Here is a 13416-nt window from a genome sequence, read left to right as displayed (position 1 = left end):
CTGACGTTTTTCAAGCCCGTCGATGGGTACTGTGATCGTCAAGCGCCGCTCGAAGTGTGCAAGCAGACGTTGTTTGGCGGGTTGCCACGCGAATCTGATATCTAAGTGAACGATGGAAGCACTGTGAGTGATGCGCCAGCGGTCGTCATTGTCTTTAATACGGCACGGAAAAGCATTAAATATCAAATGGTTATTTTACATTTGTTTCCGCAATCGGTATTGGCGACATGCTTATAACTGATTGATTTTATAGAGCCTATAAAGTACATGCGGAGATGATTTTTCGTGGTCGATCAAGGTTACTGCCCGATAAGGCTTTCCGCCGGAATCCCCAAGCCTGTATGCAGTTTTCGGATCATGGCCAAGGTCAAAGGGCGACGGCCAGCCAGAATTTCGTAAACGCGATTCCGGCGCCCAATCATGGGTTCCAAGTCTTTGGGGGTTAACCCGGCCTGTTCCATGCGAAATTTAATTGCCTCAATCGGATTGGGTGGGGCGATGGAGTGATGTTTTGCCTCGTAAGCCTCGATCAAGATAAGCAACATTTCAAATTGATCAGCCTCTGCCGTTCCCAATTCTGGTTCATGGTCGAAGTAAGGCGAAACGGCACGCAGTGCGTTTTCGTATTCGGCCTCGTTTCTGATCGGTTTGAGTTCCATTGCGCGTTTCATGCTTTACTCCGTTTCGACAGTGGCTGCATCTACTTGGTCATATTGCCGATGGGTGCCAACAAACTGGATATACACCGCGCCAAATCGGTAGGCCACAGCCACAATGAGCCTGTAAGTATTACCTTTGATGTTGAACACCACGCGATTATTAGCCACAAAACTTGCACTAGCGTACTGTCGCTTGATGTCCTGCGGGGTTTTCCATTCAGCTTTGGATACCTCGTCGTACCAAGACTTGAGCGGTTGCTCAGTATCTGAATGTTTAGTCCAGTAATCGACAAGATGATGTTTGGCTATGACCCTCATGGAGTAACTTTAGTCCCGAAATGGGACTGATGCCGGTGTGTTTTCGATAATGGGGTTTCCTTAAGGTGCCGATAAAGGCGCTGCTCCTAACGCCCCGCGGGTTGAGCGGCCTTCATGGCCCCGTGTCCGGCCTGATGAAGATGCCTTTGCCGCGGGGATTAAGGAATCAGGGAATGCCGTAACAGCGTGTATGACTTTCAGCGGATGTCCTACGGATGCGGTGCAGCGGGCCATGTCACCTGGGAAGGGAAACCAGGTTGCGATGTGATCTGGCGCAATGCGGTGCGGTACTGCATCCATGCCGTGCGCTTAGCTTCAGAGAGGGGGACATCCAACAGCATGTAGTGGTTGCTGTTTTTGAGTAGCAGATCGCGCCGTGCTCGTACTGCATCGGGCAGCGGATCGGATGCGGGCGCAGGCTCAGTTTCGATAGCGACCCAACCGCCATCTTGCCGGACGTAACGCTGCCTATCGCTAGGCGCATCAATGATCAGATCGCCAGAGGCGTTTGGCAGGGTGATGGTCTTTGATCCCCCGCTCGCCGGGCGCGCCTGAAGGTGCGTACCGTCACCCTGGTGAAATTGCAATGCGGGCGGGGCCTGTACACCTGCGTCCCCGCCGTGCAACGACATTGCAGGGGTGTCAGTGGCGTGAGCATCGCACACTGCGATGCTGGGCTCCCGCTGCCGGTTCAACTTGAAGCCAAGGGAGTGGAAGCCTTTTTCGCCGGTGGCGTCTGTACCGTAATAAGCCTCTGCGGCGGGGGTCGCTTCATCGCCCACCAGCGCAAGCACCACAACGCCGTTAGACACGACCCCATCGGCATTGATGGACTGTCGGCCCAGGATCGATAGTTGCAAGCCCTGCCCGTTTTTGATCTGGGTCACCGTCTTATCTAGGGTTTCGTACAACGCCCGTAAAGCGTCGCTGTCCTGGGTCAGACTCAACCGGGCCAGATAGTTTCGCCACGGTGGGGTGATCCGTCCGGCGCTGTCCACCACCGGCTGATCGACACGTGGTTGCGCCGCGAACGCGGTGTTCATGATTGCACCTTGCCGAAGGCCAACCACTGAAACGGAATGGGAGAGGTGAGCACGTCGGAGTTTTTCTCTTTGCTGTCAGCCGTGACAAAATTGAACGTGGCCGCGGTCGTCGATGCGCCACTCACACTTTCGGCCACCAGGCTGGTATTGGTGGTGCGCACCACGGTGACACTGGCTTTGATGAAGTACGGCGCGCTGCCGAAAGGCTTAGGGAAGGTGACGGTTTTTAATGTGGCTGTGCTGCCGTTGGTGTGCATCTCTAATACCGGCACTGCGCCGCCAGGATTGCCGGTGAGCGGTTCGTACTCGCCCGCCACAACATCCCCGGGTGCCGGAGCAGTCACTAACTGCATCTCCAACACGCCCCCCGCACTGGCATCCGGATACATGAAATAAGCGCACGTGCGCGCATCCCAGTATTCCGCCGGGGGGCCCACGTAGCCGCCCCAGAACATGCCCTGCCAGCTTTTCCACAGGGATGGATCGGCCAGTAAGTTAGCCATGTCCCCAGGCCTGTATCAGTTCGCGATAGTGGGTACGGCGCAAGCGGCGGCCCGGACTCTCATACAGACGATGGACGTAGCTGTGGTCGTTGACTGGGTGCATCCGGGTGGTATGCGCGAAGGCCAGGTCGCCGCACACCCGCCAGGCGGCGTGATCAAAGCCGCACGCCGTGGAGCGTTGATAGCAGATCAGATGATGCGGGCCGGGGCAGCGCCGCCGCACGCCGGATTGCTCGGTAGTCTCTCCGGGGGCGATGGCCTCGTGTCCGGCGTGCAGTGCGGGCCCAAGGGCCGTAAACGCCCCAGGCAATACCACGTCGTCATCGTCGATGTAGGTCACATAGGGTTGGGTGCCCAGACGGTAGCCACGGGCGCGGCCACGGCCAATATGCCCGATGATTCCAGGCAACTCGTGAATGACCACCCGGTAACCGGCCTGGGCCACCGCCGCCGCGATCGCAGCACGACGCTGCTGCACCCACGCCACCGGCGTGTCCGGCAGGGTCAATATATGCACGTCCAACATGCGTTCACTCCGGCTCCAATGCGCCGCACCCGTCGGGCTGCCAGGCTTGCTCACGGCTGGCCGCCTGGGTCCACGCCGCAAGACAACGCACTTGAGCGGCGCAGTGCGCATAGGCCACACGCCATGACAGCGCATGCTCAAGCACATCACGCACCGTCGCCACACGCGGCAGTACTGGCTCCTCGCAAGGGCGTAATAATTCCTGTGGCGGGGCAGCCACCTCAACGCGGCTCTGGACGACCGTGATCGTCTTGACAGGTGCTCCCGTCGAGCAGGCACCCAAGCACGTCAGGCACATCAGTATCCAGAAAGGTTTTAGCCTCATCGTGCAAATGCTCCAGGTGGGTGATGCGCTGCCGTAAAACGCGGTCCCGGGAGGTGATCCGGTTTAAATCCGTATGCAGGCCCGCAAGGGCGTGCCTGTCGATCTCGCGTAAGGAGCGCAGCCGTGCAATCGCTTCATCCTGATCACGGTTAATCGCGATCTGCTGCTCCAAGGTGCTTTCCACACGGGCCAGTTGCTGCGCCAGGTGCGTGGCACGCTGCGCTAACTGGCTACGTTCAGACCACGCCAGCACCGCATGACCGATCAGCGCCACTAAGGCCCCAATCATCGTGTACTCGATCAGCAACCGCACACTGGGCAGATGCTGACGCATCCGGCGTATCCGTTTAACGATCATCAGAGGGTCTCTTTTTAGAACTCATTTTTGGGGAGATGACGTGTTGGATGAACTCCAGACTATTGGAGGTACCGATCAACCCAGACACCCCGACCGTGGCGAACGTGATGGACTGGCTCATATCGAGCGCGTCGCACCCCCACATGACACATAAGCCCACCAGCCCCGCGCTGAGGGTTTCAACCAACACCCGCGAACACAGCAGCTTCCCGCCTTCATCAAGCGTGCGCATGCAATAGCCCAGCGTTCCGGCCATCATCGCCAGGCCCACGCAAAAGGCTTCCTTCCACAGGGGCATGTCGGTCAGGTCAAGCACACCGGTCCTTCACTGCATCACGGCGCTTTCTTGCTTCGGCATGTAAGCGTTTGGCTGCGGCGCGCCAATCCCCACCTTCAAACAACACCCGTTCTACGGCCCGCCGTATGATCAAGCCTCTAGAGACACGCCCAGCGGCGTGCTTCCATACCTGGAACTGCTCCGCCGCGCCTGTGACATCTCCCGCATTGAGCTTGCGCAGCAACGTTGAGATCCCCAAATTCCCCAAGCCGATGTTGTAAGCCAGCGAGACCAGCGCATCGAATTGATATTGGGTGACAGGCACGCGCAGCCTCCGACGCACCCCCGGCACGAATTCCTTAGACATCCGGGTGTGAAAGCGCGTTTCGGCTTCCTCTAGGGTGATCTTCAAACCAGGCACCACGCTAGGCCCGGTATCACCATAGCCAATGGTCCACTTGCCACCCGGGCATTTGTACGAGGTCAGCTTGCACCCTTCAAAATACTTGATGAGGGCGATGCCTTCGGTTCCTAGGTTCATAGCCGTTCTCCGCAACGCAAAAAACCGCCCGGAGGCGGTCTGTGCTCAATAAAAAAAGCCCTGCGGGTGTACAGGGCTTGGGGGAAATCGCGCGATGGCGGCAAAAACAAATGTGCGGGATCACCACTCAGGCGCGTAGATTAGGGGGAAAAGTGCGGCGGTATCAACGCCGCACTACGCTGCCACACGTATCAAGCCGTGCGGCGTGGTCTGTACAGCTCGCCAAGCACCCGTTGCGCGGCCTGTTCCATGTGCGGGTCAAGGGCCTTTTCTATCGGACCGACACCGCCATGCATCCCGTCAAGCAGGCGGTCGTAAAGCTCACCGCTGATCCGCTTAGCCCCAAGCCAAGCCAGCGCTTGCGACACCTTGTTGACGCGGGCCATCTCGTGCAGCCCCTTGAAGTGTCCGGACAGAAAACGGATGGCGTAGAGCACATTGTCATCTACCATCGTGCCGGTAGCGGTATAGCGGCCCGTCTTGCGGATGGAGGGGAGAACTTCATCTGTCACCCAATCCGAGAAGGCAATAGCCTCTGGCTTACGGCTCCGTAGGACAAGGCGATATAGGCTGCTCTCGGAAACTATCGTAAGTTATTGATTTACTTTGATGGTACTCACAATGTGAGTACCCTTCTGATGCGCATTAACATGACGTGCTGCATTTGAAGGAGGTTGACGGTGCATGGTTGTAATACCGAGTTAAGGAATCGGCGGCCTGAAGGCCGCGCGCACTGACGCTATGTGCATTGAACCTTGGGATTGCAAACCAGGTCGCCGATTGGGGCGACAACCCACCATGCACAGGCGAATCAAACAGTTCGTTCCTTATGAGACGGTCTGTCAGCACGCTTAGCACTTTCAAAGTGGCTTGCAGTCCGGCTACTGCGAAGTGATGGTTAAGAACGCAAGTTCGATCCTGCATGCTGCTCCGGGCACAACGGAGTACTCCAGCATCACTGGTTCTGGATGACCGGAAGTCGTCATCTGTTGTTAGGCATGGCGCACGGGTGGGCGATGCTGGAGCAGGAGCAAACGTAAAAGCAGAGAGGGTGGTAAGCGTGCTGTCCTGCTTGCTGACAGGACGCATCATGCCTGTGCGTTGCCGGGTGTGCGCCCAAATGTATTAGCGGATGCAGCAGATGCAGCATGTGCAGCACATCGCGGGTCAAAGAGTAAAAGTGGTTTTCTAGCACAGGATGCAGGGGATGGCATTGCAGCCATCATCCTTGCTGAGGCTGGACATGGCTTCGTACTGCTGCCATCCCTTCCAAGAGGAGGCCAGCGCAGCTGCGGATGCATGAAGCGTTGGGTGACGACTGGTTGGTGATAAAGAACGATGGCCTGATCGCTTAGCAAATTTGCATTGTGTCGTCTCCATCCTTCTGATGTTCGGCAGCGCAGTCTCTTTCTACAGCGTTCATAACGCGCGTTAAAGTGGTTGAAAAAAGCTCGTTCGGATGTTGAAACTTCGATGTCATGTCCATACGCTGCTGTGCGATATCCATTCGTAACCTTCCTATGTCTTCATCAGCCACTAGTAGTGCGTGGAAGTGTTTTGGATTCCATTAGATGCTGAAGACATAGCCTAAAGCTTTATTTATTCGCGAGTCTTTAGACACTGGACCGTCTATCAATTTCACGGCCTGAGAGACCGACTCAGGTGTGACCGCCACGATCAAGATAAGACTGTTAATGATTTTTTGCTGGATGGATCTATCTAAGGTGACTGTTTCAGCGGACGTGATGCGTACTCAGAGGTACCATGGGCGGTCATGAAGAAAAAAACTATCAAGGGCGCTCAGGCGTCACAGACTGCACGTACCACCACGATCTCTTCTGCAAAGCGTGTCTCGGCCCCATCTAAGGTGACATCGAACAAGAAGCGGAGTCCCGACGGCAAACAACAGGGACACACTACGTTGTCCCCAGCCACGCCGCCGCCGCCGGCAGTCGTGACGGGTAAGCGATTACGTCAACGCAAAGCCCCCCTAAAACATGCGCCCGCAGCGTCTTCCTCTAGGAAAGCGTCACCACGCCTAGCTCGGGCTGCGGCAGCAGTGCCTTTTCAGGATCCGCATGCGGCACGTGAGGCCGAACGTTATGCTGAGCCTATTGCGAGTCGTGAGGCAATTCTCGATTTGTTGGATGCGTGCGATGGCCCACAGACGGTTGAGGAGATTGCCGATCGGTTCGGGTTTGGCGATCGCATCGACATCCTTGGGCGGCGTCTCGGTGCGATGGTGCGTGATGGTCAATTGGTCAAGAACCGCCGTGGCGGTTTTGCTCCGGTGCAGCACGTCAACCTGATTGCTGGTACGGTGATTGCCAATCCCGATGGCTTCGGTTTCCTCAAGCCGGATGAGGGAGGGGACGACCTGTTCTTACCTCCGTTCGAGATGCGCAAGGTCATCCATGGTGATCGGGTGCTGGTGAATCTCACTGGTATCGACCGCCGTGGCCGCCGCGAGGGGAAGATCGCCCGCGTCTTGGAACGTCGGATGACCCGTCTGGTCGGACGCTTTTTCTATGAGCAGGGCATCGCTTATGTCGAGCCGGACGACAAGCGTTTACAGCGTAATGTACAGATCCCACCGGACCGTATCGGCGGTGCCTGCGAGGGCCAATTGGTCGTGTGTGAATTGGTTGTGCCCCCAGACACGCGCCGTCCGGCGATCGGTCGCATCCTGGCCGTGCTTGGTGACGCACTGACTCCGTCGCTGGTCGTTGAGACGGCCATTCATGGTCATCAGTTACCGCATGTATTTCCACAGATGGTGTTGGATGAGGCGGCGGCGGTGCCGTTGACTGTAGAGTCAAGTATGGTTGGCCGACGCGTGGATCTGCGTGGGCTGCCGTTGGTGACGATTGATGGCGAGGATGCGAAAGATTTTGACGATGCAGTGTACTGCGAGCCCAACCGTGGTGGTTTCCGCTTAGTGGTGGCGATTGCAGACGTTTCTTACTACGTGCGTCCAGGTACGCCGCTGGATGAAGAGGCGATGAAACGCGCCACCTCGGTGTATTTTCCCGGCTTCGTCGTGCCGATGTTGCCGGAGACCTTGTCCAACGGCATTTGCTCACTGAAGCCCAAGGTCGACAGGATGTGCTTGGTGTGCGACATGCAAATCGATCGTAAGGGCAAGGTGAAGTCTTCGTCCTTCTACGAGGCGGTGATGAACTCGCATGCCCGTTTGACCTACACACAGGTGTGGAGGGCCGTGGGTGAAGACGATGCAGAGGCACAGGCGCACCTGGGTGCGTTATTGCCGCAGGTGCAACAATTGCATCAGCTGTATCGCGTGTTGGCCAAGGCACGGGCACAGCGGGGGGCGATCGAATTCGAGTCATCGGAAGTCCGTTTTGTGCTGGACAATCGCGGCGAGGTGACTCAGGCCGGGATGTTGGTGCGCAATGATGCGCATAAGCTGATCGAAGAATGCATGATTGCTGCCAACGTGCAGGCCGCAGACTTTTTGCTCAAGGCGGCGGTGCAAGCACCGTATCGTATCCACGAGCGACCGCCGGAGAGTAAATACGCCGATTTGCTGGAATTTCTCAAAGAATTCAAGCTCAGCTTGCCCTCGTGGGGGAAGGTGCAGCCCGGCGACTTTACCAAGCTGTTGAACAAGGTCCGGGAGCGTCCAGATGCGGTGCTGCTGGAGTCAGTGCTGTTGCGTAGCCAGAGTCTAGCCGTGTATTCGGCTGAGAATCGCGGTCATTTTGGTTTAGCGCTGGATGCCTACGCGCACTTTACTTCGCCGATCCGGCGCTATCCTGATCTTTTGGTGCACCGTGCGATCAAACATGCTCTCAGTGGTGCGCCACCGGAGCGTTTCCTGTATACGCCGCGTAACATGGTTGCATTGGCATTGGAGTGTTCTAGCCGCGAGCGCCGCGCCGATGAGGCCGAGCGCGAGGTGGATGAGCGCTACCGTGCCGCATGGATGGAACGGCACGTCGGCAGTGAGTTCGATGGTGTGATCAGTGGTGTGACCAGCTTCGGTCTGTTCGTAGAGTTGGAGCAATCCAAGGTCACGGGGTTGGTTCATGTGACCCAATTACCGCAGGATTACTATTACTTCGATCCGATTCGAAAGATGCTGGCAGGTGAGCGCCGTGGTCGTGTGTTCCGGCTTGGTGATCGTTTGCGTGTTCTGGTGCTCAAAGCCAGCATGGAGGAGCGTAAGATCGATTTCCGGTTGGTTGAGCGCTCAATGGGTGAGCAGGTTCCACAGGATGTGCCGCCCCGGGTGCCACGTGGGAAGTCTGCTAAGCGCAAGAAGGTCGTCAGGACGCGGTGATCACCTGAAAGTGCAAGTGCTTTCCCTATTGGGTATCGCGTGGCCGAGCGGGTGGGACTGCTTCCATCTTCAGGTGAAGCTGTTGCTTGAAGATGGAAGGATTCGGTGTATATGACGCCGTGTGGATGTCGGGGTGTGGTACCTGATTAGTCCCGACGTACGATGTATTGCTGTCCGGGACATCGTGCTTGGATACCTTGCACTTGCGATCAGTGGGTTGTAGCGAAGCAAACATCAACAGTGCTGCCTGACGGTGACATGCCGTGCGACGGGTATCGGTCTTTGCTTCGCGATGGACTTCGAAGGTCGGCATATGCTCGTTGTGGTTGGTCCCAGGGGAGAGCAGCGCCTACCATGTTTCGATCTTTTTTTAGATCTAGATCATGAATAAGCAAAACCAGTGGATTGTTGGCATCAACGCCGTTGTGTCTTCTATCGAGAATGATGCTGAGCACGTGCGTGAGGTGCTGGTCGAGATTGGCAGCAAGAATCAGCGGCTGCTTGACATTGAGGGAAATGCGCGGCGCAAGGGGATTGAGGTGCGCCGGGTGACCACGCAGGCGCTGGATGGGGTCGGCGGTGGCGTGCGTCATCAGGGGGTAGCCGCACGTTATGTGGCGGCTTATCTCTGGGCCGAGAATGATCTAAAAGGACTGGTGGATACGGCTGGAGGTCAGGCACTGCTGCTGGTGCTGGATGGGGTGCAAGATCCCCATAACCTAGGCGCTTGCCTGCGCAGTGCGGCGGCGGCTGGGGTGACAGCAGTGATTATCCCCAAAGACAAGTCGGCTGGTATCAATGCGACGGTACGTAAAACCTCAGCGGGTGCGGCGGATCGTCTCCCGGTCATTCCGGTCGTCAATCTGGCGCGTTCTCTGCGTGAATTGCAGAAGCAGGATGTATGGATCTATGGGCTCGCGGGCGAGGCCGAGACTTCGCTGTATGCATTGGATCTGCGTGGCAACGTGGCGTTAGTGGTGGGTGGAGAAGCTGACGGGCTGCGTCGACTGACCCGCGAGCACTGTGATGTGCTTGCACGCATTCCAATGTCGGGCGGCATCGAGAGCTTGAATGTCTCGGTCGCGACGGGTGTGACGCTTTTTGAGGCCGTCCGCCAGCGTGCTCCGGTTTAAGGCTGTTCAGTGATTGAGATCGTATGGCCTGTACTTAAGGAGGGTGTCGTATTGCAGGGTCTGGCTGGTTGAGCTGGGGTTGTGTGTGCTGGAGTGATTGCAGTGGGTTTGACTGATCTGAGCGGATGGCGTTTCAGAAAGAGTTCGGCTAGCATTTTGTTGAGACGTTGTGCTGTCCCGGTCAAGGATGCAATTTGCGATTTTTCAATGAATTTCCATTGTCGCAACGACAGTAACCAGGACTTCGATCCTCATGCTACTGGTGTCTTAAACGGGTCGGGATTCAGGGAAAGTGCTCACTCCACTTTTTCACGTATGTTCAAAACTCACCTCAGTGAGGCCGACACACGATCGCTGTTGGAGTGCTTGTTGTCACGTATGTAGAGTTGACAAAACTGCTTAATACACTGCACAAGCATTTGGCTATGTTTTTCTTTGCATTGCAGATGGCCTTGGCTTGTTGTGCGGTGAGGATCAACCCCACTGGCTTGCCAAGCACACCACACTTGAGACTGACATCGTGCTGTTTTTGAGGCAGCGGTGGCCTATACCGTCGTCAGGTCGAGCAAGACGTGTTGGGCGTGGGTCCTAGCCTGCCATTCCGAGCGCGAGGGGTGGTCACACTGTATGTACACGGTGTGCCAGTGGCCACTGTTACCAGCGAATGAGGCGGCGACGCGGGGCGTGTGCAAGTAACCCATCACGCGGTGTGGAGGAATCTGTGGTGGTTGACGGCTGTTGGATCTTCGCGGTCTGTTTTGTCCTGCATGTTCCCTGCATTCTGCATGAAGACATCGTCATTCAGCTGTATACCAATCATCCTGACGGGTTGATGTAACAAGCAGCATGTCGACACGTGCGAAGGTCAATCGCATCTGATGAAAGACGCAGACACAAGGCGACAAGGAGGATTCGTGGGGGTCGTCCCTTTCGTTGGGTTGCATGGATGGCAGCACCTGGAAGGTGTGCAACGCGCGTTAAGCAGGCGATCTTGACGGCTCTGCGGCCACGCTGTGGGGTGATGGGACGCTGCTGTAGCAGTGGAGAGTGTTATGTGGCTTTGGTTCCAGAGAGACGTGTGCTTGCGGTTTTTGTGCTCAAACCTAAGTAGCGGTTTTTCAGTTGCACGTAATGTTGTGCTGAATAGTGCAGGCTTTCGATTTCTTTGTCGCTGAGCTTGCGTACCAAGCGTGCCGGATTGCCGAGCCATAGTTCCGCCTCACCCACTACTTTGTTGGGGCTGACAACGGCGCCAGCACCGATGAAGCCGTACTTTTTTACGGTGGCGCCATCCAGGATGCAGGCGCCCATTCCGATGAGACATAGGTTCTCGATGGTGCAAGCGTGGATGATGGTGCCGTGTCCGATGGTCACGTCTGTGCCTATCAGCGTTGGATGTCCGGTCGTGTTGTACGGGCTGTGGTGGCTGACGTGGATGATGGTGCCGTCCTGCACGTTGCTGCGGGCACCAATTTGGATGTGGTTAACATCGCCACGGATGACCGTCTGTGGCCACACCGAGACGTCATCGCCAAGGATGACGTCACCAATGACGGTGCTGGTTGGATCGACGTATACGGCACAACCCAGTTGCGGTGTCTTGTCCAGGAATGGGCGGATCGGGTTCATGAGCACTCCAGGTGGATGCGGCGCAGCGATGCATCATAGCGTGCACGAGTGCGCTGTTAGATGTGCTGAGAGATCACCCTGGCAGCGATGTATCGGTATTTTCTTCGAATGCTGTACTGCGGTTTGAATGTACGGGCTGGTCTTTTCGTAACATGCGATCCTGGAGATGAGGTCATCGCCCGTGTTGCTGCTATCTCTGGTGCCTTCACACATGCGTCTGTTGTAGGGGCGTTGTTGTCATGAATGTGTTGTCGAATATGGTCTATTGCTTGGATGTAATGGTGATGTCCAGTGTGGAGCGATCAGTCACACGAGTCGTTGTCTTGCAAAAGGTTGGGTGGGTGGGGCTTTGCCAGTGTTGGTTCTTGGGGCGTTCGCTGTGGCTGGGGTCACTGGTTGCTCAATGGGACCGGTGACCGTGATTTGTTTGCTTGATTTGTCTGTGTTGGCATGGGCAGTGTCTGGTGCGTGGCAACGTGAAGGAAAGTTGTGCGGCGTTTTTAGTGCGCCAAGTGGCGGTGCACATTGCCGAGTAACGAGTAAAACGTCCTACAACAATCCGATGATTTCTGGTGTCTGATCGGTAGCAAGCAGCTTCCAGAGCGGTGGGTCGCGGAGGGAACAGTAGCCGGCGATGCGGGCGGGTTCATTTATAAGTCCATCACGTGAATCAACTCTCACCACCTACTTCGATGAAATTTAAGAATTCGGCGCGGGTGCGTGCGTCTTGGCGGAAGGCACCGAGCATCTTTGAGGTGACCATCGATACACCACGCTTGTGCACACCTCGGGTGGTCATGCATTCGTGCGCACCCTCGATCACGACACCGACGCCGCGTGGGGTCAATGTGTCCTGGATGCATGCTGCAATCTGTGCAGTCATTTTCTCCTGTACCTGGAAGCGGCGCGCATAGGCATCAACCACACGTGCCAGCTTGCTGATGCCGACCACTTTACCGTTTGGCAAGTAGCCAACGTGAACTTTACCGATGATGGGTGCCATGTGGTGTTCACAGTGGCTTTCATAGGTAATGTTGCGCAACACAATCAGCTCGTCGTAGCCAGAGGTTTCCTCGAAAGTGCGTTGCAGGTAGGCATGGGGGTCTTCGCGGTAACCGCTGAACCAATCCCCGTACGCTTCAACGACACGGCGTGGTGTGTCAAGCAAACCTTCACGGGTGGGATCTTCACCGGCCCAACGTAACAGGGTGCGTACAGCTTCTTCTGCCTGGGCTTGAGTGATGGAGGCTGTGTGTTGGTTGGAGTGGTCCATAGATGAGGAAGTAGTATGGATGATACGCATGGTACCTGAACTCACTATGTTTGAAAGGCTAAGGAGAATGCAGGTTAAATAGGGCTAAATAATGAACTTTGGAAGTACTGATGACCGGTGACAGGATGTGTCCATGATAGATAAATTCAAGTGAATATCTTGGCGTCTAAACATTTCTTTTTATAATATTTCAATACAATTTTTATTGTAATGACTATTTAAATAATGAAGAACATCTGTTCTAGATGGTTTTTCGGTATTGGATACGGGGAAATCGGCAGTTTTTTGATCAATTTGGCTATGAATCAAATATTCACGAGACGGCTGATGGATTGCCATCAGTGAGCGATCTGACAAGCATCTATCTTGATTTTAGGAAGGTGATCTACGTGAATGGTTCCAATCGGTGATTCAGTTGCCGTGTTATGTAACATGGAAAATAATAATTTGAAAATTTCAATGTAATAGATCGTTTGCATGTATTCAATACTTAATATATGCGTATCCATAGTGGTATTACTTCAAGCT

The 13416-nt window shown here is 55.6% G+C and carries 13 protein-coding genes and 1 pseudogene; 2 read left to right on the top strand and 12 right to left on the bottom strand.

All coding sequences use genetic code 11. The annotated features are described in order from the left end of the window. Positions 1-299: 299 nt before the first annotated feature. From PLS229_RS06810 to PLS229_RS06765, 10 genes and pseudogenes are all read right to left on the bottom strand, one after another. Complete coding sequence (locus PLS229_RS06810; RefSeq protein WP_230428215.1) at positions 300-671, bottom strand: helix-turn-helix domain-containing protein; 372 nt, start codon at positions 669-671, stop codon at positions 300-302. Positions 672-674: 3 nt separating this feature from the next. Continuing rightward, positions 675-977 carry a type II toxin-antitoxin system HigB family toxin gene (locus PLS229_RS06805; RefSeq protein ID WP_038272599.1) on the bottom strand — a complete coding sequence of 101 codons (303 nt, stop codon included), beginning with the start codon at positions 975-977 and terminating at the stop codon, positions 675-677. Positions 978-1186: 209 nt separating this feature from the next. Beyond that, positions 1187-2020, bottom strand: coding sequence for a tail fiber assembly protein (locus PLS229_RS11955; protein ID WP_200866213.1), 834 nt, complete (start codon positions 2018-2020; stop codon positions 1187-1189). After that, positions 2017-2523: a hypothetical protein gene (locus tag PLS229_RS06795; protein WP_038272601.1), complete on the bottom strand. Its 507-nt coding sequence runs from the start codon at positions 2521-2523 to the stop codon at positions 2017-2019. The genes PLS229_RS11955 and PLS229_RS06795 overlap by 4 nt, the downstream gene beginning before the upstream one ends. After that, the gene (locus tag PLS229_RS06790) at positions 2516-3049 is read right to left on the bottom strand and encodes a glycosyltransferase family A protein (RefSeq protein ID WP_051482374.1); all 534 of its coding nucleotides are present in this window, start codon (positions 3047-3049) and stop codon (positions 2516-2518) included. Before PLS229_RS06790 ends, PLS229_RS06795 begins: the two co-directional genes overlap by 8 nt. 4 nt (positions 3050-3053) lie before the next feature. After that, positions 3054-3347 (bottom strand): Rz1-like lysis system protein LysC, encoded by a 294-nt coding sequence (lysC, locus tag PLS229_RS06785; protein WP_236632879.1) that lies wholly within the window; start codon positions 3345-3347, stop codon positions 3054-3056. Further along, positions 3271-3732: a hypothetical protein gene (locus PLS229_RS06780; RefSeq protein WP_038272606.1), complete on the bottom strand. Its 462-nt coding sequence runs from the start codon at positions 3730-3732 to the stop codon at positions 3271-3273. Before PLS229_RS06780 ends, lysC begins: the two co-directional genes overlap by 77 nt. After that, positions 3722-4048, bottom strand: a complete 327-nt coding sequence (locus PLS229_RS06775) for a phage holin family protein (protein ID WP_038272608.1) — start codon at positions 4046-4048, stop codon at positions 3722-3724. The genes PLS229_RS06780 and PLS229_RS06775 overlap by 11 nt, the downstream gene beginning before the upstream one ends. Next, a complete protein-coding gene (locus PLS229_RS06770; RefSeq protein WP_114867133.1) occupies positions 4041-4550 on the bottom strand; it encodes a lysozyme in 510 nt (169 codons plus the stop codon). Before PLS229_RS06770 ends, PLS229_RS06775 begins: the two co-directional genes overlap by 8 nt. A gap of 191 nt (positions 4551-4741) precedes the next feature. Continuing rightward, positions 4742-5218: pseudogene (locus PLS229_RS06765) on the bottom strand (BRO-N domain-containing protein); the annotation flags it as partial. Between the two features lie 1106 nt (positions 5219-6324). Here PLS229_RS06765 and rnr point away from each other — a divergent pair. Beyond that, positions 6325-8853, top strand: a complete 2529-nt coding sequence (gene rnr, locus PLS229_RS06760) for a ribonuclease R (protein WP_038272997.1) — start codon at positions 6325-6327, stop codon at positions 8851-8853. Positions 8854-9236: 383 nt separating this feature from the next. Further along, positions 9237-9986: a 23S rRNA (guanosine(2251)-2'-O)-methyltransferase RlmB gene (gene rlmB, locus PLS229_RS06755; protein ID WP_038273001.1), complete on the top strand. Its 750-nt coding sequence runs from the start codon at positions 9237-9239 to the stop codon at positions 9984-9986. A 1050-nt stretch (positions 9987-11036) separates the two neighbouring features. Here the strand turns inward: rlmB and PLS229_RS06750 are convergent. Together PLS229_RS06750 and folE are read right to left on the bottom strand one after the other, a co-directional pair. Continuing rightward, positions 11037-11615: a gamma carbonic anhydrase family protein gene (locus PLS229_RS06750; protein WP_038273004.1), complete on the bottom strand. Its 579-nt coding sequence runs from the start codon at positions 11613-11615 to the stop codon at positions 11037-11039. A gap of 670 nt (positions 11616-12285) precedes the next feature. After that, complete coding sequence (folE, locus tag PLS229_RS06740) at positions 12286-12888, bottom strand: GTP cyclohydrolase I FolE (protein ID WP_038273009.1); 603 nt, start codon at positions 12886-12888, stop codon at positions 12286-12288. Positions 12889-13416 lie beyond the last annotated feature (528 nt).

The organism is Xylella taiwanensis (assembly GCF_013177435.1).
Taxonomy (GTDB): Bacteria; Pseudomonadota; Gammaproteobacteria; order Xanthomonadales; family Xanthomonadaceae; genus Xylella; species Xylella taiwanensis.
This window is presented reverse-complemented; position numbering and strand designations above follow the sequence as displayed.